Origin of the sequence: Kribbella qitaiheensis, from assembly GCF_014217565.1 — a bacterium.
Taxonomy (GTDB): Bacteria; Actinomycetota; Actinomycetes; order Propionibacteriales; family Kribbellaceae; genus Kribbella; species Kribbella qitaiheensis_A.
In genome coordinates, this window is record NZ_CP043661.1 from 2,076,836 (window position 1) to 2,100,410 (window position 23,575).

Consider the following 23,575-nt stretch of genomic DNA (forward strand, 5'->3'; position numbering starts at 1 on the left):
GCCCGGATGGACTCGGATGGGCCGAGAACTTCCCGGTACGCCGGCGGCTCGTCCTGCAACTGATGGGCGACCGTCGGGCGTGGACCAGGAAAGGGGGCTTGGGTGACGCACCATGACTGGCGCGACTTCTATCTCGTACAGGATGAACTGAGGCTTGCGACCGATGGCGACGTGGACGCGCTCGAAGCGAGCTTGAACGTCCAACTGCCCAACGGGTATCGCGAACTCGTGACGACGCTGGGCGCCGGTAGGGTCAGCAGGATTCTCCGGGTGTTCCCACCGGCTGCCCTCCAGGACGAGCAGCAGCTCTACCGGGAGGTGACTGAAGAGGCGTGGTTCTTCGAAGAACCTGACGAAACCCTCGAGCGGGAGTACGCCCTGGAGTCGATCGCGATCGCCGACTCCATCGATGGGGACGACCACGCCCTCGGACCACCCGCACGCCGTGACCGTAGGACGAACCGCTGGCCGCCCCGACGCCTACATCTCCCCCGGGGCCTTCACCTACTACCACGCGCATAACGGCGACGAGATCCTGATTCGCCCCGACGGCTATGTGGCCTGAGCCTTTGTGCACGGTGTCAGCAGCCGACGCGCGGGAAACGCTCACGCGGTGCACGAAGATCAGGCGGTGCGGGAGATCTGGTCCTGGATCGCGAACTCCAGTCCGTGCGCCTGGGCCAGGTAGACGTCCTGAGTGACGAGGTTTCCGTCCAGCCGGACCAGGCCGCGGGGGCTGTCGTAGAAGGCGTTCGGGGGAAGGCCTCCGAGCGCGTCGATGCCGATCGACCCGGTGAGCTCGCCGAGCCGGGCGAGGAACCGGATGGCTTCGTAGCAGGACTCTCCGATGGCGTTGAGCGCCGGCGCCCACGGACCGAAGCGCGCGTGGTACTCGCGGGCGAACTCGCCGCTTTCGATCGTCCCGAGCCCATCGAAGTACGCAGCCGCCGCGTACAGGCCGTCGTTCGCGCCGGGACCCGCACCAAGCAAGGTGTTCTCCTCGATCGCCGGACTCAGCCGCAGAAGCCGATCGCTCAGCCCGGCACGGGCGAACTGCCGATTGAAATGCACCGCGTCCTGCCCCATCAACAGCATGATCACACCATCGACCTCACCCCTTTCGAGGCTCGCCAGTACCGGTCGGAAGTCGGTGGTTCCGAGGGCAACGAAATCAGCTCGTACTACGGAAGAACCCGTTCCCTGTAAAGCTTTTCTCGTTGTCGATGCCGTGACGCGTGGATACACGTAGTCATTGCCGACCACGGCCCAGCGCCGTACGCCGTGTTGTTCGCGGATCCAATGAGTTGCCGGGAGCAACTGGTTGACGGGGCGCTCGCCGAGCATGAAGACGCCAGGGGTATCGTCATCGCCTTCATGCATCGCCGCGAACGCATAGACGACCCGACCACCGATACGCCGGGTCAAGGCGACCCGTACGGCGGAGATGTGCCAGCCCGCGACGGCGTCCACCTGACCAGAATCCACCAGCCGGCCGACCTCCTCGGCGACCACCGCGGGGGGGCGGCCGGCATCGACGTGGACGAGCTCGATCCGGCGTCCGGCGATCCCCCGGCCTGCGTTGAGCTGCTCGACTGCGAGCTCACCACAGGCCAGGCAGGACGGGCCGTAGATCCCGGTCGGCCCCTGCTGGGGCACCACGAAGGCGATCGAGACCACCTCTGATCCGGGCATGTCGACCAGTGTGATCCAGCCGGACGCCATTCTCCGAGCATTGAGCTATATTCACCGCACTGTGAGACGCCAGTGAGCCACGGGAGGACCTGATGACGAGCAGCTTGCTGCTGCAGCTCAAACAGGCCGAGCGCCGGATCGAACTCGGTCTGCTCCCGCTGCTGGACGAGTTCGAGCTCACCATCGAGCAGTGGCGGGTGATGTCGGCGCTGTACGAGGAGCCCGGCCAGCCGATGACCACGCTCGCCGAGAACGCGGTGCTTCCGCCGGCCAGCCTGACCCGCCACGTCGACAAGCTGGTCGAGCGCGGGCTGGTGCTGCGCCGGATCCACCGCGACGACCGGCGCCGGGTCGTCGCCGCACTCTCCCCCGTCGGGCTGACGGTGGCCGAGCGGATCCGAATCGCCGAGCGGTGGCTCGAGCCGGACCTGCTGGCATTACTTCCGAATGGAAATACACGACCGTAGCGGTTCGGCAACACGCAGGAAACACAGCACTCCTAGGTTCCTTCCATTCGGGTGCATCGCGCCGGCAGCGTCGCCGTCCGCAGGTGCATCCACCGCCCGAAGATGCCGCAGGAGTTCGCCATGACCGCAGAACCCGCGTTGGACGTCCCGACCCCCACCAGTTCTGAACCCAGCACCGCCACCCGCGAGACGCTGGAGGACTACACCCTCCGGTTCGCGCCACGCAGCTACCGCAAGTGGTCCACCGGCGTCGTCGCCGTCTCGGCCCTGGGCGGCATCGCCTATCTGGCCGACTTCGCCATCGGCGCGAACATCGGCATCTCGTACGGCACCACGAACGCGCTCTGGGGGATCGCGATCTTCGCCGTCGTCATCTTCGCGACCGGCCTGCCGCTGGCGTACTACGCGGCGCGCTACAACGTCGATCTCGACCTGATCACCCGCGGCAGCGGCTTCGGGTACTACGGGTCGGTGGTGACGAACGTGATCTTCGCGTCGTTCACCTTCATCTTCTTCGCGCTCGAGGGCTCGATCATGGCCCAAGGCCTGAAATTAGGTCTGCACATCCCCCTCGCCCTTGGGTACGCCGTCTCGACCATGGTGATCTTTCCGCTGGTGATCTATGGCATGAGGGTGCTGTCCACACTGCAGGTCTGGACGACCCCGCTGTGGCTGCTGCTGATGGTGCTGCCCTTCGTGTACCTCGTCGTCTCCCACCCCGACTCGGTCTCGTCGTTCTTCGACTACCAGGGCGAGGACGGCAAGGGTGCGACCGATGTCGGCTCGATGCTGCTCGCGGCCGGGGTCTGCCTGTCGCTGATCGCGCAGATCGCCGAGCAGATCGACTACCTGCGGTTCATGCCGCCGAAGACGCCCGAGAACTCCCGTCGCTGGTGGACGGCGATGCTGCTGGCCGGGCCGGGATGGGTGATCTTCGGCGCGATCAAGCAGGTGATCGGGCTGTTCCTCGCGGTCTACATCATCGCCAGCGTCACCGACGGCGCTTCGGTCGCGAACGAACCGGTGCACCAGTTCCTGGAGATCTACCGCGGCTTCTTGCCGGGCTGGCTCGCCATGACGCTGGCCGTAGTACTGGTCGTGATCAGTCAGGTGAAGATCAACGTGACGAACGCGTACTCCGGGTCGCTCGCGTGGACGAACTCCTATACGCGGTTGACCAGGCACTACCCGGGCCGGCTGGTCTTCCTCGGGCTGAACCTGGTGATCGCGCTGGTACTGATGGAAGCCAACATGTTCGACTTCCTCAACACCATCCTCGGCTTCTACGCGAACTGCGGGATGGCCTGGATCGTGGTCGTTGCCTCCGACATCGTCTTCAACAAGTACCTGCTGAAGCTGTCGCCCAAGCAGCCCGAGTTCCGGCGCGGCATGTTGTACGCCGTGAACCCGGTCGGGTTCATCTCGATGGCGGTCGCGGCCGGGGTGTCGATCCTGGTGTTCTTCGGCGGACTCGGTTCGGGGATCAAGCCGTACTCGCCACTGGTGGCGATCGTGCTCGCGCTGGTACTGCCGCCGCTGCTGGCGATCGCTACCAAAGGGAAGTACTACCTCCGGCGTACGGGCGATGGGATCGACCTGCCGATGTACGACGAGTACGGGAACCCGTCGGGCGAAGTACTGACCTGCCATGTCTGTCGGCAGGATTACGAGCGGCCGGACATGGTGGCGTGCGAGACGCACGACGCCGAGGTCTGCTCTCTCTGCCTCAGCACCGACAAGGTGGCCGACCACGTCCTCCCGGCGAACACGTGAACTTCACCCCGGCGGAGGTCGAGAAGCTCCTCCTCTCCATGGCCGGCCTGGTCGCCCGCGACCGGCTGGCCCGTGGAGTGCTTCTCAACCACCCCGAAGCGGTCGCCCTTCTCAGTGCGTGGGTCATCGAACGAGCTCGCGAAGGAGCCCTCGTCTCCAACCTGATGACGGAAGGCCGCACTGTACTCACCCGCGACCAGGTAATGCCCGGCGTCGCCGAACTCCTCACCGACGTCCAGGTGGAGGCGACCTTCCCGGACGGCCGAAAACTCGTCACTATCCACAGCCCCATAATCTGATCCGGAGCGACATGCCAATCGAGATTAGACTTAGCAATGAAGGTCAGAGGGCGCCGGACAGCCTCACGACGCCACGGTGCCGACTGGGGTGGCCACGATGACGGCGGCCGGGTCGACCGACGGACCTGGGGCGGTCCGGGTAGCACCCGGCAGGATCGTGCTCAACGCCGACCGGACTGATGCCGAGCGGCTGACGCTCGTCGTACTCAACACCGGCGACCGGCCGGTGCAGATCGGTTCGCACCTGCACCTGCCCGATGCGAACTCCGCGCTGGAGTTCGACCGGACGGCAGCGCAGGGCTTCCGCCTGGACATCCCCTCCGGCACCTCGCAGCGGTTCGAGCCGGGGGCTTCGCGGGAAGTCGCCGCGGTTGCGTTACGCGGGATGAAGAAGGTGCCTGGGATCCAGGTGAAGCAGCGTGGTTGAGATTTCGCGGGCCGCGTATGCCGCGCTCTACGGGCCGACTGTTGGGGATCAGGTGCGGTTGGCGGATACCGACCTGTGGGTGGAGGTCGAGCAGGACCTCACCGTGGGTGGCGAGGAGGTGGTGTTCGGGGGCGGGAAGTCGATCCGGGAGTCGATGGCGCAGGGTACGACGACTCGCGGTGAAGGTGCTCCGGACACCGTCATCACCAACGTGCTGGTGCTCGATTGGTGGGGCATCGTCCGTGCCGACGTCGGGATCCGGGACGGGCGGATCGTCGCGCTCGGACGGGCCGGGAATCCTGATATCGCCGACGGCGTACATCCCGATCTCAGGATCGGACCGTCGACGGACATCATCGCGGGCGAGGGGCGGATCCTCACGGCCGGCGCGATCGACTCCCACGTTCACCTGCTCTCGCCGTCCCAACTGCACGAGGCCCTCGCTACCGGCACGACCACGATCGTCGGCGGCGGAACCGGGCCGAGTGAAGGTTCGAAGGCGACCACGGTCACGCCTGGCGCGTGGCATCTGGAGCGGATGCATCGCAGCCTGGATGCTTTCCCGCTCAACGTGCTGCTGCTCGGCAAGGGCAACACGGTGAGCGCCGAGGCTCTGGCCGAGCAGGCCCTCGCGGGTGCCGCCGGCTTCAAGGTTCACGAGGATTGGGGATCCACTCCCGCCGCGATCGACACCGCATTGAAGGCCGCGGACGACTGGGGCCTGCAGGTCGCGCTGCATGCCGACAGCTTGAACGAAGCCGGCTTCGTCGAGTCGACACTTGCCGCGATCGCGGGCAGGTCGATCCACGCCTTCCACGTCGAAGGGGCCGGCGGCGGTCACGCACCCGACATCCTCAAGATCGCGGCCGAGCCGTACGTCATCCCTGGTTCGACCAACCCGACTCTGCCGCACACCGTGAACACCGTGGCCGAGCACCTCGACATGCTGATGGTCTGTCATCACCTCAGCCCGGACGTACCCGAGGACCTGGCGTTCGCCGAGTCCCGGATCCGCGCGACCACGATCGCGGCCGAGGACATCCTGCACGACCTGGGTGCGTTGTCGATCACGTCGTCCGACGCGCAGGCGATGGGCCGGATCGGCGAGGTGATCACTCGTACGTGGCAGGTCGCGCATGTGATGAAGGCCCGTCGCGGTCAACTCGGAACCGGGCCGGCCGACAACGAACGCGCCCGGCGGTACGTCGCGAAGTACACGATCAATCCGGCGGTTGCCCATGGCATCGATCATGTGGTGGGTTCGGTCGAGGCGGGGAAGCTCGCCGATCTGGTGTTGTGGGATCCACGGTTCTTCGGCGTCCGGCCCGCACTGGTGATCAAGGGCGGCGGCATCGCCTGGGCCGCGTTGGGCGATCCGAACGCGTCCATCCCGACCCCGCAGCCTGCGTTGATGCGACCGGCCTTCGGTGACGCGATCGGCGCCGACCTCTCGTTCTCCTTCGTCTCGCCCGCCGCGCTCGACGACGGCTTGGCGGAACGGCTTCAACTAAGGCGGAAACTCGCCGCGGTACGGCCGACGCGCGAGGTGGGCAAGGCGCAGATGAAGAACAACGACGCCCTGCCGAGCATCGACATCGACCCAGAGACATTCGCCATCAAGGTCGACGGCGACCTGATCGAACCCGCACCGGCCGATGTCCTCCCGTTGGCCCAGCTCTACAACTTGTTCTGATGGGCTCCCCCGAGCTGGTCGCCATGATGCTGGCCGATGGCCGGTTGCCGACGGGCGGCCATACCCAATCCGCCGGCCTTGAGCCCGCAGTACGGGCTGGGCTTGGTACTGAAGGAAGCCGACTATCCGAGGTTGCCGACTATGCGCGCGATCGGCTTCGTACCGTCACACGGGTCGAGGCGGCGGTCGGTGTCGTCGCGCGAGCTGCCGCCCTCAATGGGGAGCAGCTCACGACTGTGGAGGCTGCCTGGGCAGCGCGAACTCCAAGCCATGTATTAAGGGCTGCATCGCGCCGTCAAGGTCGCGCCTATCTACGGCTCGCGTCACGCGTCTGGCCCGAGGTACTCAAGCATCTGCAGCCCGACATCGAGATCGCCAGACCGGTCGTGATCGGAGTCGTTGCCGCCGTCAACGATCTGTCCGCGGAGCAGACGGCACGCTTGATCGGATACGACGATGCGCAGGCGGTAGTGGCCGCGTCGCTCAAGCTGCTGCCGGTCGATCCGGCTGAGGCCGCGAGCTGGCTGGCGGCGCTGCACCAACCCATCGAAGAGTTGATCCGGGCCGTCGCCGAGCTGACCGACCCCGACGACATCCCGGCGTACGGCGCTCCGCTGATCGACGTCTTCGCCCAAGCCCATGCGGCCGAGAGAATGAGGTTATTTCATGCCTAAACCCACCACCCGATCCTTCCGCCTCGGAGTGGCGGGTCCGGTCGGCACCGGTAAGAGCTCGCTGATCGCAATGATCTGCCGCGAGCTGGCCGACGAGCTCCGGCTCGGCGTGATCACCAACGACATCTACACAGACGAAGACGCGCGGCTGCTGCGCTCGGCCGGGGTGCTCGATCCTGAGCGGATCCGCGCGGTCGAGACCGGGGCTTGCCCGCATACCGCGATCCGGGACGACGTGACCCCGAACCTGATCGCGGTCGAAGACCTCGAACGCGACTTCGCTCCGTTGGACGTAGTCCTGGTCGAATCCGGCGGTGACAACCTGACCGCTACCTTCTCCCCCGCTCTGGTCGACGCGCAGATCTTTGTTCTCGACGTGGCCGGCGGCGGAGACGTGGCGCGTAAGGGCGGCCCCGGTATCGCGCGAGCCGACTTGCTGGTGGTGAACAAGACCGACCTCGCGCCGTACGTCGGCGTCGACGTACCCCAGATGGTGACGGACGCCGAAGCCGCGCGCGGCGGCAAACCCGTCCTGGCGTTGTCGAGGACCGACTTGGACTCCGTGGCCAAACTGAAGGAGTGGGTGCTCGCGATGACCGAAGTGGTTCGGAGCGGTCACCACACGCCGGTCGACCCCGGCCCGATGGCACCGCATTCCCACGTGGGCGACGACGGCGTACTGATCTCACATACCCACGCCCACTGAGGGCGGTCCGCATGCTGACGCGGATTGAGGTTGTCGCCGATGCGGTTCGCGATCGATGCGTTCTGGTCACTGGGTTGTTGTCGCCACGGCGGCTGCCTGCCGGCGACGGCGTCGTACGGATCGCGCTGATTGCCGCCGGGGCACTGCTGTTGGCGGGCGATCAGGTTCGCATCGAGGTCTTTGTTCAAGGCTTGGTCAAAGTCGAGATCGTTGAGACGGCCGGCACTGTCGCCTACCCGACCAGAGGCGGATCGAGCAGCTGGGAGGTCGACATCACGCTGACCGACGGCGCGACATTGAGCTGGCACGGCGAACCGTTCGTGGCCGCCGAGGACGCCGAGGTGACCCGGACGACTCGGCTCGCGCTGGACGACGGTTGCACGGCGGCGCTTCGCGAGTCCCTGGTGTTCGGCCGGCACGGAGAGGTCGGCGGCACCCTGTACGCCGTGCTGCGGGCCCATGTCGGCGGAGAACTCGTCTTGGCCGAAGACTTGGATCTCGCCCCTGACTCACGGGCTGGTTGGGCGGTCCTCGGGACGGCACGCTGCCTCGACACCGTGACGACGTTTGGCTTCCGCCTACCCGAGTCCGGTCAGACGCTTCAGCTTGAGCAACCCGGCTCGATTGCCCGGCGTCTGGTGGCCGCCCAGCATGAGAGCGACCTTGCGCAAACTTGGGCAGCTCTGCCGTGGCCTGACAAGATCTCCGCGTGCAGCTGAATCGAGACGAGGCCCTGGCTCGGGCGGTCAAGTTGGCAACCAGCGGGCAGCGCAGGATCCTCGGCATCACGGGAGCGCCCGCCGCCGGCAAGTCGACGTACGCCGAACAGCTCACCGCCGGGCTGATCGGCCTCGGCCACGAGGTCGCGCTGGTGCCGATGGATGGGTACCACCTCGCGCAGGCCCGCGCTCGAGGAACTCGGGCTGGCTGCCGTGAAGGGGGCGCCGCAGACGTTCGACGGATACGGGTTCGCTGCGTTGCTCGACCGGTTGAAGAAGTCGCCCGAGGAGACGATCTGGGCGCCGCGGTTCGATCGCGAACTGGAGGACTCGATCGCGGCGAGCATCCCGGTCGCCGCCGAGGTGAGTTTGGTGATCACCGAAGGCAATTACCTGCTGCTCGATTCGATGCCCTGGGCAACTGCCCGGTCGTTGCTCGACGAGGTCTGGTACGTCGATCTGTCCGAGGACCTGCGGCGCGAGAGGCTGGAGGCACGGCATCGGCGCTATGGTCGTTCGGTCGAGGAGGCGCACGAGCGGACGTACGGCAGCGACGAGGCGAACGCGCAGTTGATCGCTGCAACCAAACCCGCCGCCGACGCGATTCTTCACCTGCCCTGACCAGTCCACCAGATGGAACATATGCCTGGGGTTGCTGGTCACCTTCGGTCGGCCTCGGCCCTGTTTATGCGCGGGACGATCCATCACTTGGATCAAGATTTGGCTAGTCCAGAATCGACCGTTGGGCGCAAGGTTTGGACCGCTCAGCGGACAAGGTTTCGCGAATCGCCGTACTGGTTCTGACATGACCCCTGGACCGGGATAGTTTCGAAGTCCCCCCACGTGTGGTGGTCCCACTCCCCCCGGGACCCGCACGGGCGAGTGCCCCGATCCATGGTCGGGGCATTCGTTTTTTCCGGTCCAGATCAGCTGAGGGATTCGGCCCGGATCAGAACGAGATCGGCAGCGAAGACGCCACCAGCCAGCACGTCATCGGCAGGGCGATGACGGCGCGGGATCAGAACGTGATCGGCAGCGCGACGACGCCGCGGGTGCGCGGCGACTTTCTCCATTCGATGGAGTTCGTCGGTACTGCGAGTGCCAACTCTGGCAACCGGTCGAGCAGTGCTTCGACCGCGATCGCGATCTCCATCCTGGCCAGTGGCACGCCGAGGCAGTAGTGGATCCCTTGCCCGAGCGCGAGCTGCCCACCGACCGCGCGATCGAACGCGAGCCGCTCAGGCAGCTCGGCCGCGCGTCGCTCGGCCTCCGACTTCTTCGACCCGAACGTGCTCGCCGTGATCGGGGAACCGCGCGGAGTCGCGATTCGCGGACGCGACTCCGAGCAGCACTGTCTCGCCCGCCGGGATGACGACGCCTCCGATCGATACATCCTCGAGCGCGAACCGCCGGATCGCGAGCGGCGCCGGTCCGCCGTACCGGAGAAACTCCTCAACGGCTGCCGGTAGCAACGACCGGTCCCTCGCAGTACGGCGTACTGGGTGGGGTTGTCGAGCAGGGCGAGTACCGCGTTGCCGATGAGATTCACGACGTTCTCGTAGCCCGCGGACAGGATCAGGAAGACCAGCGACGTCAGCTCATCGTCGTCGAGCGAGTCCCCCTCATCCCGCGCCGCGATCATGTCGCTGAGCAGGTCATCGGCCGGCGCCGCTCGCTTGGGCGATCAGTTCCGCGAAGAACTTGAGCGAAATGCGGGGTAGTCGGCGTACGGGTCGGGCGAGCTCACCGGCAAACCGTATCCGGGTGCCGAAACTTTTGCGGACCGTGTCGATTTTCGCCGATCGGATTCGACGTATCAGTGAAGGCACCTACCAGGCAAGGAGACCGAGATGTCCGAGAACACCGCCACCCAGATGATCGTCACAATGCTGGCCGAGGGAAACCCGGTCTGGTTCGTCGCCGCGATGGTGAACATGCGCAGCCACGACGTCTACCAGATCGGCAGAGCCGCCGGCTACCCCGACAAAACCAAACTCCGTCGAGCCGTCTGGTCCCACCAAAACCGCACCCGCCGCCTCGCCGCCTGACTCGGACGCCGGTCTCCTTTCCACCCCGCCCCACCCCATCCGCCGCACTCGAAGCCGCCAGCACTACGGCCGCCCGAGCCCGGCGGATGCGTCTTTCCCAGCACTCCCCCGTATCCTCGCCGCCCCTGACCCAGCCAGCCGCCACCCGCAGCGCGGCACTCACCTGACGCACGGCGGCGGGGCGGGGCGTAGTACGGGGGTCTCGTTTTGACACAGCCGGGGGGGTGGACGGGTGGATAGCATCGAGGCTTCGACCGTCTTGTCGCTGAGGAGTGCAGTCATGATCTTCATCACGGCCAAGTTCCAGATCTTGCCGGAGCACGCCGACAACTGGCCCGAGATCTCGGCCGACTTCACCGCCGCGACGCGGAACGAGGACGGCTGCCTGTGGTTCGACTGGTCGCGGTCTCTCGACGACTCGAACGAGTACGTGCTGGTGGAGGCCTTCCGCGACGGCGACGCCGGTGGCGCTCACGTCCAGTCCGACCACTTCAAGGCGGCCCAGCAGCACCTGCCGCCGCACCTCGCCTCGACCCCGAAGATCGTCAACTTCGAGGTCCCGCAGTCCGAGTGGTCCGAACTCGGCGAGATGGCCGTCGACCGCTGACGACCCGCAAATTTTAGGTGCCGGCCCGCCCCCGGGACCGGCACCTCCATTCCACGTCACGCCCCGCCCCCGAACAACACCCCACCTACCTTTCCGCAGCCGCTACCCAACTGACAGACTGTGGGTACTTCGGATCGCGGCTGTGGACTCAGTTCTCGCAGCCGATGCCGTCGCCGTCCCGGTCGAGTTTGCGTGCGTAACCCGGATCGCCGCGGTGGATGGGCGCCTTGCCTGCCGCGCGTACGGCGTCGCAGTTCGCGTAGGAGACAGACCCCGTCGTCGGCTTCGGCTTGGACGTCACCTTCGGTCTCGGCTTGGTGGTCGTGGGTCGCACGGTCGGCTTGGTGGTCGTGGGTCGCACGGTCGGCTTGGTGGTCGTGGGTCGCACGGTCGGCTTGGTGGTCGCCTTCTTCACCGGTTTGATGGTCGGCGCCACTGACAGCAGTCCGGCCGGCTTCGACGTGGTTGCCGTCGGCTTAACCGTCGGCTTGACGGTCGTCGGCGGCTTGGAACTCACCACTGTGCTCGGCTCGGTAGTCGCAACAGTCTCGGTCACCGTCTCCGGCGATGCCGCTTTACCAGTCGCGGTCTCGGCTCCACACCCGACGACCAGGACGATTCCCAGTAGCCCGGCGGCGATTTTGAGTCGGAACCACGTCGGTGGACGACTTGCCCAGGTCCTGAAGTACTTGAGGGTCGAAACCACGTCGGTCGACGACCTGGGTCAGGTTCTGAAGTACTTGAGGATCTGACCGATGTCTTCGTTGGCGGCTTCTTCGTACGACGTGAGGCGTGTGTGGATCGCGCGGGCGATCGGGAGGTCGGCGGCGTCGGCAGCGAGTGCGACGTCCTTGGCGGCGAGGCGGATCGGGAAGTAGGCGCCTTCGGCAAAGGCGCGGCCGGCGATTCCTGCGAGGGGTGAGGCCGCCATTGCCTGTTTCACCTGTTCTTCGGGCAGGCCGAGTTTGTCCGCGAGGGCGAACGCCTCGCCGATCAGGGCGACCCCTTCGACCACCGTGTTGATCATCACCAGTTTGAGCGCCGCACCGGTCCCGACCGCGCCGGTCCGGTTGACGCTGCCGAACAGCTCGAGCAGCGGCATCACGTCATCGGCATCACCGCCGACGAAGAGCGACAGTTCCCCGCTCGCGGCCCGGTCGACGCTACCCATCACCGGAGAGTCGACCAGCGTCACACCCTCCGGCAGCAGGTCCGCCACTTCCCGTACGGCGGCGGGGCCGATCGTCGACGCCTCGACCAAGATCGCGCCTTGTTTTAAGTCCGCCGCGAAAGACCGCACGACTTCTAGTACCGCGGTCGGGTCAGCGAGCATCGTCACCACGACATCCGCATCTCGTACGGCGTCGGCCGGAGACGCCGCGACCTCAGTGAATCCGTCGGCCCGTCCGGGCGAGCGATTCCAAACCGTCAGTGGGTACCCGGCCTGTGCCACCCGCCGCGCCATCGGCCCGCCCATCGAGCCGAGCCCCAGGAACGCGATCTTGCTGTTCTCATCCATGTCGTCAACGCTAGACACCGCTGAGCGATGTGAGTAGCGAATGTCTAGCATGGGACTCATGCCTCAGCAGCATGACTTCTCCACCTCTCTCCTCCGGGTCTTCGTCGAGGTCGCCCGCCTTGGCTCGTTCACCGCGGCGGCGCCGGTCCTGGGCTACACCCAATCCGCGATTTCACGGCAAATTTCATCGCTTGAAGAAGAAGCCGATACCGCGCTCTTCGACCGCCTCCCCCGCGGAGTACGCCTCACGGAACCCGGGCAGCGCCTCCTCAGCCACGCCGAGGCCGTCCTCGATCGGCTGGACGCGGCCCCGGCGCGAGTTGGCGGATCTCCGCGACCTGGCGACCGGCCGGTTGCGGGTGGCTGCCTTCGCTACGGCCGATGCTGCTCTGGTTCCCCAGGCCATCGCGGCTTTTCAACAGCGCCATCCGGCGGTGTCGGTGTCGCTCCGAGAAGGGTTCACGCCGGAATTGTTGGAGCTGCTCGGAGCCGGCGATGCCGACGTGGCGGTGGTGAGCTATCCGGACACGCGGCATCTTGACGGGTTCGAGCTGCGGAAGGTCTGCGACGACTTCATGTACGTCGCGTTTCCCCATGATCATCGGCTCGCCGGTCAACGTCAGGTGCGGCTGACGGAGCTCCGCGACGAGGAGTGGATCGCCGGCAGCAGCCAGCCCGAGGACACGCTGATCAGCTCGTGCCTGCGGACCGGGTTCCGGCCGCACATCGGGTTCGTGGCCCGGGACTGGATGGCGAAGCAGGGATTCGTTGCTGCCGGCATCGGTATCACCCTCGTCCCGTCACTGGCGGCCGACGCGGTACGGCGTGACGTCAAGCTCGCCCTGGTCCATCCGGACGACATCCCACCCCGCCAGGTCTACTCAGCAATCACCAGCGGCCTCACCCCCTCCCCCGCCACCCAGGCCTTCCTCGACATACTTCACCGGTAGGAAAGGCGCGGCTTCGCCCCGTCCCGCGCCACTCGAGCCTTCCGCGGCGTACTTCATCGGCAGGAAAGGGCGCGCGGCATCACCCCATCCCCGCCACTCGGGTATTGCTGGGCCCGGACCGTCCGGCATCGGCTCGCCACTGTCGTCAGTACGGGAGCGCGCAGGTGCACATGTCGAGCGCCACTCGGTCTGGCTGCACAACAGCATCCGCGGAGCCGTCGGACTGGCACTGGCGGTGCTGATCGCCGACCTGAGCGGCGTACAGCACTCCTTCTGGGTTGTGTTCGGCACACTCGCCGTACTGCGTTCCAACGCGCTGAGCACAGGCCAGAACGCACTACGCGGACTACTGGGCACGGTGGCCGGCATCATCATCGGCGGTGGTCTGGTAGTTGCCATCGGCACCAATACGACCGTTGCCTGGGTGCTGCTGCCGATCGCCGTCGCGCTGGCCAGCCTCGCACCTGCCGCATTCTCCTTCGCTGCCGGCCCGGCGGCGTTCACGGCGACTCTGCTGATTCTGTTCGACATCATCTCGCCCGCAGGCTGGGAGATCGGCCTGGTGCGGATCGAAGACTTAGCGATCGGCTCGGCAGTCAGTCTGCTGGTCGGTGTGCTGTTCTGGCCCCGCGGCGCGAGCTCCGCCTTCCGACAGGCACTTGCCGAGGCCTATTCGGACAGTGCGCACTACCTACGCCAGGCAGTCGAGTACGGCGTGACCCGCTGCGACGCGACCTCGCAACCCGTACCCGAGCCTGCCGACGAAGGCCGACGGGCTGCAGCGGCGGCCCGGCGCCTCGACGACACTCTCCGGCGGCGGTTCCCGACGGTGACTGTCGACGAGGAGTCCATCTACGTCCGGGACGGTCGAGTGCTGACCTCCGCCGGCGTCAGCGCCGGTATCGACCTGGCGCTCGCGCTGATCGAAGAAGACTCCGGCGACGGACTGGCGCACGAGATCGCCAAGGACCTCGTCGTGTTCATGCGCCGCCGTGGCGCACAGCCGCAACTGTCGGTCCCGGCCCGGACCCCACGTCCGCACCGCGACCCGCTCCGCATCCTCATCGACGAGATCGCGGCCGATCCCGCGAGCAACCACAGCCTTTCGGGCATCGCTGCGCGAGCCGGTCTGAGTGAGCGGCACTTGTCCCGGCTCTTCAAAGCCGAGACAGGAATGACGCCGACCGCCTACGTCCTGTCCGTCCGCCGGGAGGCGGCGCTCGCATTGGTAGAAGCCGGCGAAACTCTCGGGGCTGCGGCCCGGCACAGCGGTGTGGGCAGCGAAGAAACTCTCCGCCGGATCCTCAAAGCCGGCCGGGCCTGACGGCTCAGCGCTTGCGGCCCCACCGACCCGTCGAGGTGCCGATTCCCGCCAGATGCAAGGCGATACAGAGTAATCCGGCCATCAGCAACGTCTGTGGCGTGAACGCATCACTCACCTTGGCATTGGCCCAATCCAAGATCAGCGCCAACCCGAAAATCACTGCGGCAATGATAGCGAACATGTCAGTCTCCCAACGACAGGGCGAACAGGGCGGCTCATCTAACGCCACGCCCGGTACCCACCGCAACCCCGAACCGAACCCCTCACCAGACCAACATCAGATAATCCACCTCTTGCAAAAATCTCCGCCAACCCGCGACGACGCCTCCGCGGTACCAGCACTTGGTTGGGCGTATCAAATTTGATACCTTCATCAGGTGGAGGTCGCGGAGTACGAACGAGAGCAGATTGCGGCAGACCTGCGGTCGGCGCTGGCTGACACCGGTCTGACGCAGGAGGCGTTCGCGCGCCTTCTCGGCACCTCACGCCCGCGCCTGTCTGCCTATCTCAGCGGCAGAACAATCCCCTCCGCCGCTCTCTACCAGCGAGCTTTGCGGACCGCGGCAGGCCTCAAGAGCAGTCGCCTTCATGGCTGGATGACTCCGGATCGGACTATCGACGAGATCAACGAGTCACTTGCTGACGGCAATGAGGAATGGGCGTTCAAGCTGGCCTTGCAGGCAAGGGATCAACTCGCCTACATGCTGCAGAACAACGACCCCGGTAGCGATGCCTGGTTGCGTCGGAGTCACGAGGTTTCGGATCCGCGCTTCGAGACCTTGCTCGCCGCCCTGGTCGAGCACGAATTCGAACAACACAACAGCCCCCGGATCCCGGAGTGGACAAGGAGGCTCACCTTGCGAACCCCCTGGCTGCACCCCAACCTCCGCCGAGGAGCCGCCTGGACCCGAAAGCACACACCGGACTGGCTCTCCACGCGCGGCATCTACATCTCCGAGCACGACCTACTAACGGCGTGATCGGATGACGTACGACTTCAGCCCACCCCACCCCAGATCCAGCATCTCCTCGACCTTCTCGAGGCAGAGCTCTACATCGCGGCGTCACCGCGTCGATGTACATCGTCGGCGGTGCGGCAATCGCGTTGGCCTACAGCCCCGAACGCCGAACCAGAGATGTCGACGCCATGTTCGCTCCTGAGCAGGCAGTTCTCGACGCGGCCAAGGCAGTAGCCGATGCGGAGGAGTACCTCCCGACTGGCTGAACGCTCACGCCACTCCGTGGATCCCACCGCATTCGACGTCCAGCGCCAAGAAGGCGAGGCGTGCTGGGCTTCGCATCGAGATCGCACGACCGGAGGCATTGCTGGCGATGAAGCTGGTCGCCTCCCGAAACCGCGACATCCCTGACATCAAGTTGCTGGCAGAAGCGATCGATCTGAAGGATCCGACTGCCATGGCCAATCTGGTGCGCGATCAGTACGGCGATCAACTGGAACTGCATGGCGGATACGACGACATGCTTGTCTGGTGCCGAAGTCTCGCCACCCTACTTTGGCCGGGATCGACCACTGGCTCGGCAAAGGACCGGAATCGACCACTGGCTCGGCAAAGGATTAGTTGGCCGGGATACTCGACCGCGGCCGTTCGGGATCGGTCAGGATTCGAGAAGTCTCCGGCGTGGGGGCTGGCTAGGCTCGTTCACATCAGGAATCGCCGCGAGAGGATCTGTCATGACGAGCACGAAGAAGTCCGCCGGGAGCAGCGCCAAGGCCGAGAAGTCCTACGACGGGTTCACGGACGAAGAGCGCGACGCGATGAAGGAACGCGCCAAGGAGCTGAAGGCGAGCGCGCGCCGCGGTTCGGGTGCGAAGAAGGCTGACGGCGAGAGCGACCTCCTCGCGAAGATCGCCGAAATGCCCGAGCCGGAGCGCGCCATGGCCGAGCGGATCCATGCCATCGTCCAGGCCAGCGCGCCGACGCTCTCCTCGAAGACTTGGTACGGGATGCCCGCCTATGCCAAGGACGGCAAGGTTGTCTGCTTCTTCCAGAGCGCCGGCAAGTTCAACGCGAGGTACGCGACGCTCGGCTTCAACGACCCGGCGAACCTCGACGACGGCTCCATGTGGCCGACCGCCTACGCCCTGACCGAGTTGACCGCCGCCAACGAGGCGAAGATCGGCGAACTCGTCGCTCAAGCGGCAAGCTGAACGCGGTACGGCGAACTCGTCGCTCACGCGGCAAGCTGTACGCAGTACGGCGATTGCGGTTCTCAACGCTCGCGATGGCTTTGCCTGATCGGGCAGGGTTTGGTGCCCGGCCGATGCTCCCGTCCGGGCTCCGGGCGGCGGGGTGGAAGTCGGGAGAATGGGGAGATGGGGTCCTCTGGGGAGCGTCGGTCCGGCGACGCGGATGGTCCTCGGAGCCGGTCGAAGAAGCCCACGGGGAGGCGTTCACCGCAGGAACGCGGCGTGCCGGCACTCGCATTGCAGGCGATGGTGGGGAACCGGGCCACGAGTCGAGCGCTCGCCGGAGCGGTTTCGGTGCAGCGGGCCAACGAGGCGGCGCCGGGGAAGGTCGATCAGGCCGCCGACGACCTGTACGGGTGGTTGGTGGCGGTGAGCCTGAATCTCCCTTCTTTGCTGCTGACTCTGCTACTGCAGCAGGGACATCAGAGTGAGCTGGAGACGAAGTACCAGGAGAAGTACAAGCGGGCTCTGCGCGATGATCTGAAGAGCAAGCTGAGCTGGGCGGACGGCGTACGGGCCCAGTGCTATCTGGACTACGGCAAGCTGCGGCCCGCCGACAAGATCTATATCGCCATTCACGGCGTGCTGACCGACGAGGCGACCGTAGTACGGCTTGCGCCGGTGCTGCATGCGGAGCGCGAGTCGGCGGAGTCCGAGTTCACGGCGTCGTACTCCAAGGACTACGGCACGGACTACAAGCTGCCCAACGGCTCCAACAGCCGGATCGCCGGTGCCATCATGCAGGAGACGCTGTGGGCCACCTTCGCCCAGCGGTTCCGGATCGCCGCGGTGATCGCGTTCGGCAAACCGCGGGCCGCCGACGACATCAAGATCGCCACGGTGAGCGGTACCAATGACGCTGCCTTGCTCTTCGACGCGCTGCAGCGACAGGACCCCAAGCAGATCGCGGCCGACTTCGCAGCGGCGTACGAGAGTCCGATCAAGGAGTACCTCAGCAAGGAGACGTCCTTGCACACCAAACAGCGGGCGTTGATGTTCTTCGAAGAGGGCGTGGCTCCGGAGGACCGGCTGATCCGAACCGTCGAGATCGGGACCTCGGGCTATACGACCGCCGACACCGACTTCATCTTCGACGCCGCCACCCACGCCACCGCGGGCCAGGTGGCGAACTTCGTCGCGGCGGTCAAGAACAAGGATCCCCGGCTCAAGCACATCGACGACACCCTCGGCGGGATGAACAAGGAGGATCGCGACCGGCTCAACGCCATGGTCGGGCTGACTGCCGACTCCGCTCAGCTGGCGGATCCGGTGGTCGTGCGACTCCGCCAGCTGGGCGGGAACGGGCTGGGTTCGGTCTTCCTGGTACTACGGAACGCGGAGCCGGTCGCGCACGACGTGTTCCGCAAGTCGTACGCCGATGCGAACAGCCCGTTCCGTCGGTACGTCGACCAGTACACAGTGGCTGCCGAGAAGGGCTGGCTGCTGAGCTACGTCTTCACCGATCTGCGTCCGCGGCTCAACTACGTTCTGACCAACCCGGGGAACGACGAGTACGTCCTGTTCTTGCTCAACAGCTTCGCCTCGGCGGCCGAACGGAAGGCGCTGGCCACGGATGCGGACTTCGGCGCCAAGGTCGCGGGGCTTGGCACGGCGACCCAGAACAAGATCCAGCTCCTGCTGGAACCGGCGCACCTCACTCCGGCCGAACGTGCGGTCTGGATCGACGCGGCGGTGAAGCGGGAGACGTCATCGGGCGCCGGGTCGCTGACCGGAGCGGCGGGTGCTCTCGAGGACGAGAACCGGGAGCTGCAAGCGGCGGTGGCCCGGGCCGGCAAGAACCCGACTGCTGCTCAGCAGGCGGAGATCGATCGGTTGACCGCGGCAACGACTGATGCGCTGGACGCGTTCGTGAAGTACCGGGACGAACTCGAAGCGGCCGTTGCCGGCGCGCTGGAAATGGCTGCCGGTCTGGTGGCCACGGTGATGACGGGCGGTGTGGCGAGCGTTGAGATGGCGTTGGCGGCGGTCGCCCGAGCAGCGGTGGCCAGCGCGATGGCGAAGGTTGTGGCGAACAAGCTGGCCAGAGGCGACCGCTTTGACGTGGTCGGCGCGGACGGCGCGCATGCCTTCGTCAGCGGTGCGGTCGACGGCATGCTGAACGCTGTGGCACCGGTGGTCGCCAATGGCGCCGCGACTTCCGCTCTCACCGAATCAGCGGGCCTTGCCGCCAGGTCCGCAGCGCCTGGTGCCTTCCGTCAGTTCGCGGCGACCACTGGGCCCAAGATGGTCGAAGGTGCCGTCGTCGGTGGGCTCAGCAGCGCCGTCGACACCGCTACCAGGGATCAGACCTGGGCGGAGGGGTTCGATCGCGGCATGCGCAAGGTGCTGACCTCGGCAGTACAGAACGCCCTGACCAGCGGCGCGTTGGCCGGACTACCCGCAGCGGTCCAGAGTCTGGCAGCCGCTTACGGGGGACTCGACGCGTTCGAGTCGATGATCAACGCCCTGCCTGAAGCCGAAGCGTTTCTCGAGGAAGGCACGTTCGGGCTCGGCGCCGCGCCGGCCGCGGCTCCGCCGGTACAACGAACAGGACCTTTGGCGCCGCCCAACTGGGGCAGCGATTTCGAGGACTTCGCCACCGTACAGATCGACAGCAACCAGCTCGGCGGCAAGGTACCGAAGATGGACATCCTGGTCTCCGGCCAGATCCGCTCGAACCAGGGCATCGACCGCATCGGGTTCCACCTGGACGAGAACAATGAATTGCACATCTACCACTTCGAGATGAAGTGGAACAACGCAGCCGTTCAGGAGAAGGGCAAACCGCCGCCGTCGGACCCGAGGGCGACCTTGACGAAGACCAAGACGAGAGGCTGGCAGGGCAGCGAGGAATGGTCGGCCTTCGCGATCACCGAGTTCTGCAACGGGGTGACGCCCCAGGCGGCCGCCAATCGCGACATTCTTCGCGCCGCACTGCCGAAGAAGCTCGGCCTGCCCAAGGGCACCATTTGGACCCCCACCCAACTCAGCGACTACATGCTCGCCAATCTGAAGAAGACCAAGCGCGTGGTCGTCGTCCCCGACCACGTCAACATCAAGAAGCTCTGGATGCAACTGATCGCCATGACCCGAGGCGACCTCCGCAAGAACCAGATCGTCAAAGCGAAGCTCCCGTAAGACCTCTGCTGGTAGAACTACTCCCATGGGTCAGCTGACTGTCGCATCTCTCAATACCCGCGGGATGCCGGTGTTCGGTTCCAGGCTGGCCGAGCGGTACCAGGCGATCGGTCAGTTCTTCGAGGCGAGCGACGTGGACGTCGTCAATTTCCAAGAGGTGCTCACCTACTACCACCTGCGGCACCTGAGAATGCACCTGCCCTCATTCCGGTACGCCGTTCAGCAGCCCTCCGCGGTGGGGCCGGCCGGTGGGCTGGTGACGATGTCCCGGCGCCGGATCGACGAGAAGATATACCAGCGTTTCCCCTTGCCTGCGGCTCGAATGACGGCAGCGCTCCCCCGACTGTCACGCTTCAAAGCGCCACTGAAGGGCATCTTGGCAACCCACCTTGCCGAACCCGACCTCTGGATCGTCAACACTCACCTACTCGCCAACTTCGACGGCGACTGGTCAGCGAAGAGCCGGTACTACGAATTGCATCGGCAGCAACTCGCTGCCCTTGCGTCCATTCTCGACTCCGTCGGGGGCCGACTGATTCTCAGCGGTGACTTCAACATTGCGCGGGACAGCTCGTTGTTCGAAGGCTTCGCGGCATCGAGTCAACTCGCGGACGCTTTCGTCGATTGCCCGCCGACCTTCCACCAGGAGTACCTGCACCCCGGGAAGTCGTCCCACTGCATCGACTTCCTGTTGTTCTCGGCCGAGACGATCAAGTCCGAGAACGCGCGATTGATCTTCACAGACAAGGTCCCGATGGCAGGCGGCCCGGAGTACGCCTCCGACCACCTTGGCCTCACCGTGACCTTGACTGTGAGCTAGTAGCAAGTGCCGTCGGGCCGGCTTCCCCGGACAGGATCGCGCCAGTCCAATTCTCGAGTTCGTACGCCGCCGCGCGAGGTACCCGCAGCTCCGGACGGGAGGGCCGGCCATCGAGGTGGCCAGCCAGAGCCTCCGCATCCGCGCGATCCTTCAGCGAGGTCAGTCCCCCCTCGGCCGCGCGCCGCGGCAGTACTGCGGCCAACTGGATCGCTAGCGGGTCCACCGAATCGCTTATGAATCTCAGCTCTCGAGTTGGAGAGGTGGCTCTGCGATCGCGTCAGCACCTGTTGGCGAGCGTGAACACTACGCACCCACTCAACCCCAGAGCCGTCCGCCTCATCTCGCCGTTGACCTTCGCTGCGTGCTGGGAGCGATTACCTTTGCCAGCGACCAGACGGAGAGCACGCGTACCCGCCAGGCATGTGAGGCAGGTCCAACGGACCCGCGTACGGCGTCGGCCGCTTTGTGTGGGCCTTGGTGCATGACTTGAGTACCTGCCGGCAGCAGATTGCTGATTTCGCGCACAAGGCCGCCCTGTTCAGACCCAGACCGGTCGACGGATCGGGGCAGGACCGGCGAGCCCGCGGATGTGGGAGCTGACGGCACCAGTGAGCAGGCCACCTCGAAGAACAGCTATGAACGCGCCGCCCAGGGTTGGTGGGAGCTGGCGGCATATGGGCGAGCCTCGGTGCCGGTGTGCGCGCATCTGCGTGGAGACAAAACGAAGGCCTGGACTGTTAGGTCCAGGCCTTCTTTGGTAGCGGGGGCAGGATTTGAACCTGCGACCTCTGGGTTATGAGCCCAGCGAGCTACCGAGCTGCTCCACCCCGCGCCGCTTTCTTACGTTCGTAAGTCTAGATCATGGCCACTGAGCGTACAAATCGGCCCCCGGGCGGATGACCGGCCCGGCCCGGTGTCCCGGGCCGATCACTACCCAAGATGACTGGATCTGACTGCAACTTCCTGCTCTAGACCGTAGCCTTGCCCGTAGATTTCAAGTCTGGGTTATGGCGCTGCCGATAGGCCGCAGCCACCGCCCGGATGTCGGTGTTGTCCGTGTAGCTCGCCTCGTTCGTCTCCACATCGTGGCCGAACTGGGCGGCACGGTCGGCCTGCGAGACACCGGCTTCCTTCAGACGCCTATTGAGGGTGGTCCGCCACAGGTGTGTGCGCTGGAAGTCCATGTGAACGGCTCGAGCCTGCTTGGCCACCTTCTTGTACAGTTCGGCCAAGATCTGGCTAGCACCACCGTTGCCTGTCTTGCCCCACTGCTTCGTCGGGTCGGCCGGTGCACCGATGACGAACTCCTCGTCACTCCGGGCGCGCGCCCAACGCGCTTCTAGGCGCTTCTGCACGCGGCTGTCGAGCACCGCGGACTCGCGAGCGATTCCGGTCTTGGACACGTCTTTAGAGACCTTGATGCGCATCACGCCGTCCTCGTCGTAGAAGACATCGGCCCATCGCAGCGAAAGCGCCTCTTTGAGTCGCAATCCTGTCCCGATCTGCAGGATCGTCAGGTCGATGGCGCATAGCTGTTTCGTTTTCCTGGTCTCGTACGACCAGCGGCCTCGCTGCCTTTGCGGAACCCCCTCACCCGGATCCAGCTCGAGGAGAGAGACCAGGACCCGCTCCTGCTCGGCGGCGGTCAGCGCGACGCCTCCACGTTTCGGCCCAGTCAGCTCCGGAGCATGTACCCGGAGGTTCAGGCTCATTCCCTCAATCGGATCCTGGGTTAAGAGCTTGTGCCGCCGTAGCGGCTGGGCCACGTATTTGCCATGAAAATGTTGCGCCTGCCGTCCAGCCTCGTGACCATTTTCGGCGGCGATCCGCTGAATGGCGGTGACCAGAACATCCGGCACCTCGGCAGTGGCAATCGAGTGGCCGGCCAACTGCGCACGCAGCAGCTTGAGGAGACGCTGGTACTGGCGCCTCGTGTCGGGGCGAAGGGAGGCATTCAGGATCTCTTGGGACGCAACCTCGTCAAGGTAGCGCTCGATCGAATCCGTTGCCTTCCATTGACTTCCGCCCCCCTCACTGTCCAGCAGTCTCTTCGCCGTCACCTTGGCCTTACGCCGAACCTCAGTCACCGTGCGGCCTTGTGTGCGCTTGTCTTCAAGGAGGCGTCCGCTGAGAAGCCGGATGGACCAATCGAGCACGACAACTTCTCGTCCTTTGAGGATCCGCGGAGTTGGGGTGTTGCGGTCAATCGAGTGTTCGCCGGGCTCAAGACGAGTTGTCGCCGCCCGACGTCGTACGCCCGTCATCGTTCGGCTCCAGAGTGACGCTCGGCACCCCTAATGTCGCGAAGATCGGGGCATAGAGCGGCATCGAGGGGGAGTCGCCTGCAGCCGAGGCGAATAGTCATCGAATCGCCCTTGCCTTCGGGACGCCGATCCAATGCTGAGCACACGCCAAACCAGCAAAGCATCAACAATTCCCGAGGTAGCAGGTTGGCACCACTGAGCGAGACGATCAGATCGGCGGCGACTGCTCCCCTGGGGCGTGCGTCC

At 65.6% G+C, this 23,575-nt stretch carries 27 protein-coding genes, 1 tRNA gene and 2 pseudogenes; 21 read left to right on the plus strand and 9 right to left on the minus strand.

The genetic code is table 11. The annotated features are described in order from the left end of the window. Positions 1–102 precede the first annotated feature (102 nt). Positions 103–522, plus strand: a complete 420-nt coding sequence (locus F1D05_RS09400) for an SMI1/KNR4 family protein (RefSeq protein ID WP_185446907.1) — start codon at positions 103–105, stop codon at positions 520–522. 102 nt (positions 523–624) lie between these two features. On the opposite strand, the gene F1D05_RS09405 is transcribed toward F1D05_RS09400, so the two are convergent. Beyond that, positions 625–1,692, minus strand: a complete 1,068-nt coding sequence (locus F1D05_RS09405) for a substrate-binding domain-containing protein (RefSeq protein WP_246486557.1) — start codon at positions 1,690–1,692, stop codon at positions 625–627. Between the two features lie 92 nt (positions 1,693–1,784). On the opposite strand from F1D05_RS09405, the gene F1D05_RS09410 reads away from it, so the two are divergent. The 10 genes and pseudogenes from F1D05_RS09410 to F1D05_RS09450 all read left to right on the plus strand — a co-directional run bounded on the left by F1D05_RS09410 (position 1,785) and on the right by F1D05_RS09450 (position 9,071). After that, entirely contained in the window at positions 1,785–2,159 is a 375-nt protein-coding gene (locus F1D05_RS09410; RefSeq protein WP_185446909.1) for a MarR family winged helix-turn-helix transcriptional regulator, read from the plus strand. A gap of 120 nt (positions 2,160–2,279) precedes the next feature. Next, positions 2,280–3,932 (plus strand): purine-cytosine permease family protein, encoded by a 1,653-nt coding sequence (locus tag F1D05_RS09415; protein WP_185446910.1) that lies wholly within the window; start codon positions 2,280–2,282, stop codon positions 3,930–3,932. Next, positions 3,929–4,231, plus strand: a complete 303-nt coding sequence (locus tag F1D05_RS09420; protein ID WP_185446912.1) for an urease subunit gamma — start codon at positions 3,929–3,931, stop codon at positions 4,229–4,231. Before F1D05_RS09415 ends, F1D05_RS09420 begins: the two co-directional genes overlap by 4 nt. A gap of 76 nt (positions 4,232–4,307) precedes the next feature. Then, positions 4,308–4,658: an urease subunit beta gene (gene ureB, locus F1D05_RS09425; RefSeq protein ID WP_246486558.1), complete on the plus strand. Its 351-nt coding sequence runs from the start codon at positions 4,308–4,310 to the stop codon at positions 4,656–4,658. Beyond that, positions 4,651–6,351, plus strand: a complete 1,701-nt coding sequence (locus F1D05_RS09430) for an urease subunit alpha (protein WP_185446914.1) — start codon at positions 4,651–4,653, stop codon at positions 6,349–6,351. The genes ureB and F1D05_RS09430 overlap by 8 nt, the downstream gene beginning before the upstream one ends. Beyond that, entirely contained in the window at positions 6,351–7,025 is a 675-nt protein-coding gene (locus F1D05_RS09435) for an urease accessory protein UreF (protein WP_185446916.1), read from the plus strand. Before F1D05_RS09430 ends, F1D05_RS09435 begins: the two co-directional genes overlap by 1 nt. Further along, positions 7,018–7,731, plus strand: a complete 714-nt coding sequence (gene ureG, locus F1D05_RS09440) for an urease accessory protein UreG (protein WP_185446918.1) — start codon at positions 7,018–7,020, stop codon at positions 7,729–7,731. The genes F1D05_RS09435 and ureG overlap by 8 nt, the downstream gene beginning before the upstream one ends. 11 nt (positions 7,732–7,742) lie before the next feature. After that, the gene (locus tag F1D05_RS09445) at positions 7,743–8,450 is read left to right on the plus strand and encodes an urease accessory protein UreD (protein WP_185446920.1); all 708 of its coding nucleotides are present in this window, start codon (positions 7,743–7,745) and stop codon (positions 8,448–8,450) included. Further along, positions 8,441–8,554 (plus strand): annotated as a pseudogene (locus tag F1D05_RS39985) (nucleoside/nucleotide kinase family protein); the annotation flags it as partial. The gene F1D05_RS09445 and the pseudogene F1D05_RS39985, both read left to right, overlap by 10 nt. 58 nt (positions 8,555–8,612) lie before the next feature. Continuing rightward, positions 8,613–9,071 carry a nucleoside/nucleotide kinase family protein gene (locus F1D05_RS09450; protein ID WP_246486990.1) on the plus strand — a complete coding sequence of 153 codons (459 nt, stop codon included), beginning with the start codon at positions 8,613–8,615 and terminating at the stop codon, positions 9,069–9,071. Between the two features lie 397 nt (positions 9,072–9,468). Here F1D05_RS09450 and F1D05_RS39990 read toward each other — a convergent pair whose 3' ends face one another. Further along, positions 9,469–10,092 carry a cytochrome P450 gene (locus tag F1D05_RS39990; RefSeq protein WP_246486559.1) on the minus strand — a complete coding sequence of 208 codons (624 nt, stop codon included), beginning with the start codon at positions 10,090–10,092 and terminating at the stop codon, positions 9,469–9,471. 208 nt (positions 10,093–10,300) lie between these two features. On the opposite strand from F1D05_RS39990, the gene F1D05_RS09460 reads away from it, so the two are divergent. Next, on the plus strand, positions 10,301–10,498 hold the full coding sequence (locus F1D05_RS09460; protein WP_185446922.1) for a hypothetical protein: 198 nt from the start codon (positions 10,301–10,303) through the stop codon (positions 10,496–10,498). Between the two features lie 280 nt (positions 10,499–10,778). Further along, positions 10,779–11,105, plus strand: coding sequence for a putative quinol monooxygenase (locus F1D05_RS09465; RefSeq protein WP_185446923.1), 327 nt, complete (start codon positions 10,779–10,781; stop codon positions 11,103–11,105). Positions 11,106–11,253: 148 nt separating this feature from the next. Here the strand turns inward: F1D05_RS09465 and F1D05_RS38730 are convergent, their stop codons facing one another. Beyond that, positions 11,254–11,661, minus strand: coding sequence for an excalibur calcium-binding domain-containing protein (locus F1D05_RS38730; protein ID WP_246486560.1), 408 nt, complete (start codon positions 11,659–11,661; stop codon positions 11,254–11,256). 168 nt (positions 11,662–11,829) lie between these two features. Next, complete coding sequence (locus tag F1D05_RS09475) at positions 11,830–12,624, minus strand: NAD(P)-dependent oxidoreductase (protein WP_185446925.1); 795 nt, start codon at positions 12,622–12,624, stop codon at positions 11,830–11,832. Positions 12,625–12,682: 58 nt separating this feature from the next. Here F1D05_RS09475 and F1D05_RS42895 point away from each other — a divergent pair. Beyond that, a pseudogene (locus F1D05_RS42895) lies at positions 12,683–12,826 on the plus strand (helix-turn-helix domain-containing protein); the annotation flags it as partial. On the opposite strand, the gene F1D05_RS39995 reads toward F1D05_RS42895, so the two are convergent. Further along, positions 12,809–13,030: a hypothetical protein gene (locus F1D05_RS39995; protein WP_246486991.1), complete on the minus strand. Its 222-nt coding sequence runs from the start codon at positions 13,028–13,030 to the stop codon at positions 12,809–12,811. The pseudogene F1D05_RS42895 and the gene F1D05_RS39995 sit on opposite strands and share 18 nt — an antisense overlap. Here F1D05_RS39995 and F1D05_RS38740 point away from each other — a divergent pair. Together F1D05_RS38740 and F1D05_RS38745 are read left to right on the plus strand one after the other, a co-directional pair. Beyond that, positions 12,984–13,574: a LysR substrate-binding domain-containing protein gene (locus tag F1D05_RS38740; RefSeq protein WP_246486844.1), complete on the plus strand. Its 591-nt coding sequence runs from the start codon at positions 12,984–12,986 to the stop codon at positions 13,572–13,574. The genes F1D05_RS39995 and F1D05_RS38740 overlap by 47 nt on opposite strands. Before the next feature lie 235 nt (positions 13,575–13,809). Further along, positions 13,810–14,898 (plus strand): FUSC family protein, encoded by a 1,089-nt coding sequence (locus tag F1D05_RS38745; protein WP_206686136.1) that lies wholly within the window; start codon positions 13,810–13,812, stop codon positions 14,896–14,898. 4 nt (positions 14,899–14,902) lie between these two features. Here the strand turns inward: F1D05_RS38745 and F1D05_RS09490 are convergent, their stop codons facing one another. Continuing rightward, positions 14,903–15,079, minus strand: a complete 177-nt coding sequence (locus tag F1D05_RS09490; protein ID WP_185446927.1) for a hypothetical protein — start codon at positions 15,077–15,079, stop codon at positions 14,903–14,905. A 196-nt stretch (positions 15,080–15,275) separates the two neighbouring features. Between F1D05_RS09490 and F1D05_RS09495 the strand changes: the two genes are divergently transcribed. After that, positions 15,276–15,878, plus strand: coding sequence for a helix-turn-helix domain-containing protein (locus F1D05_RS09495; RefSeq protein ID WP_185446929.1), 603 nt, complete (start codon positions 15,276–15,278; stop codon positions 15,876–15,878). A gap of 95 nt (positions 15,879–15,973) precedes the next feature. After that, positions 15,974–16,123: a hypothetical protein gene (locus F1D05_RS09500; RefSeq protein ID WP_185446931.1), complete on the plus strand. Its 150-nt coding sequence runs from the start codon at positions 15,974–15,976 to the stop codon at positions 16,121–16,123. 4 nt (positions 16,124–16,127) lie between these two features. Here F1D05_RS09500 and F1D05_RS41910 read toward each other — a convergent pair whose 3' ends face one another. Continuing rightward, the gene (locus F1D05_RS41910; protein WP_281388929.1) at positions 16,128–16,262 is read right to left on the minus strand and encodes a hypothetical protein; all 135 of its coding nucleotides are present in this window, start codon (positions 16,260–16,262) and stop codon (positions 16,128–16,130) included. 329 nt (positions 16,263–16,591) lie between these two features. On the opposite strand from F1D05_RS41910, the gene F1D05_RS09505 reads away from it, so the two are divergent. From F1D05_RS09505 to F1D05_RS09515, 3 genes are all read left to right on the plus strand, one after another. After that, complete coding sequence (locus tag F1D05_RS09505; protein ID WP_185446933.1) at positions 16,592–17,068, plus strand: iron chaperone; 477 nt, start codon at positions 16,592–16,594, stop codon at positions 17,066–17,068. 261 nt (positions 17,069–17,329) lie between these two features. Then, the gene (locus tag F1D05_RS09510) at positions 17,330–20,245 is read left to right on the plus strand and encodes a hypothetical protein (protein WP_185446935.1); all 2,916 of its coding nucleotides are present in this window, start codon (positions 17,330–17,332) and stop codon (positions 20,243–20,245) included. Between the two features lie 25 nt (positions 20,246–20,270). After that, entirely contained in the window at positions 20,271–21,065 is a 795-nt protein-coding gene (locus tag F1D05_RS09515) for an endonuclease/exonuclease/phosphatase family protein (protein WP_185446936.1), read from the plus strand. Between the two features lie 755 nt (positions 21,066–21,820). On the opposite strand, the gene F1D05_RS09520 is transcribed toward F1D05_RS09515, so the two are convergent. Together F1D05_RS09520 and F1D05_RS09525 are read right to left on the minus strand one after the other, a co-directional pair. Beyond that, positions 21,821–21,897: transfer RNA gene (locus tag F1D05_RS09520), tRNA-Met, on the minus strand. Positions 21,898–22,033: 136 nt separating this feature from the next. Then, positions 22,034–23,329 carry a tyrosine-type recombinase/integrase gene (locus tag F1D05_RS09525; RefSeq protein ID WP_185446938.1) on the minus strand — a complete coding sequence of 432 codons (1,296 nt, stop codon included), beginning with the start codon at positions 23,327–23,329 and terminating at the stop codon, positions 22,034–22,036. Positions 23,330–23,575 lie beyond the last annotated feature (246 nt).

Coding starts and splice junctions, on each gene's coding strand:
- F1D05_RS09405 (WP_246486557.1), bottom strand. CDS start 1,692: ATGCCCGGATCAGAGGTGGTCTCGATCGCCTTCGTGGTGCCCCAGCAG.
- F1D05_RS09410 (WP_185446909.1), top strand. CDS start 1,785: ATGACGAGCAGCTTGCTGCTGCAGCTCAAACAGGCCGAGCGCCGGATC.
- F1D05_RS09415 (WP_185446910.1), top strand. CDS start 2,280: ATGACCGCAGAACCCGCGTTGGACGTCCCGACCCCCACCAGTTCTGAA.
- F1D05_RS09435 (WP_185446916.1), top strand. CDS start 6,351: ATGGGCTCCCCCGAGCTGGTCGCCATGATGCTGGCCGATGGCCGGTTG.
- ureG (WP_185446918.1), top strand. CDS start 7,018: ATGCCTAAACCCACCACCCGATCCTTCCGCCTCGGAGTGGCGGGTCCG.
- F1D05_RS09445 (WP_185446920.1), top strand. CDS start 7,743: ATGCTGACGCGGATTGAGGTTGTCGCCGATGCGGTTCGCGATCGATGC.
- F1D05_RS09450 (WP_246486990.1), top strand. CDS start 8,613: ATGGGTACCACCTCGCGCAGGCCCGCGCTCGAGGAACTCGGGCTGGCT.
- F1D05_RS39990 (WP_246486559.1), bottom strand. CDS start 10,092: ATGATCGCGGCGCGGGATGAGGGGGACTCGCTCGACGACGATGAGCTG.
- F1D05_RS09460 (WP_185446922.1), top strand. CDS start 10,301: ATGTCCGAGAACACCGCCACCCAGATGATCGTCACAATGCTGGCCGAG.
- F1D05_RS09465 (WP_185446923.1), top strand. CDS start 10,779: ATGATCTTCATCACGGCCAAGTTCCAGATCTTGCCGGAGCACGCCGAC.
- F1D05_RS09475 (WP_185446925.1), bottom strand. CDS start 12,624: ATGGATGAGAACAGCAAGATCGCGTTCCTGGGGCTCGGCTCGATGGGC.
- F1D05_RS39995 (WP_246486991.1), bottom strand. CDS start 13,030: ATGGCCTGGGGAACCAGAGCAGCATCGGCCGTAGCGAAGGCAGCCACC.
- F1D05_RS09490 (WP_185446927.1), bottom strand. CDS start 15,079: ATGTTCGCTATCATTGCCGCAGTGATTTTCGGGTTGGCGCTGATCTTG.
- F1D05_RS09500 (WP_185446931.1), top strand. CDS start 15,974: ATGTACATCGTCGGCGGTGCGGCAATCGCGTTGGCCTACAGCCCCGAA.
- F1D05_RS41910 (WP_281388929.1), bottom strand. CDS start 16,262: ATGTCGCGGTTTCGGGAGGCGACCAGCTTCATCGCCAGCAATGCCTCC.
- F1D05_RS09505 (WP_185446933.1), top strand. CDS start 16,592: ATGACGAGCACGAAGAAGTCCGCCGGGAGCAGCGCCAAGGCCGAGAAG.
- F1D05_RS09515 (WP_185446936.1), top strand. CDS start 20,271: ATGGGTCAGCTGACTGTCGCATCTCTCAATACCCGCGGGATGCCGGTG.
- F1D05_RS09525 (WP_185446938.1), bottom strand. CDS start 23,329: ATGACGGGCGTACGACGTCGGGCGGCGACAACTCGTCTTGAGCCCGGC.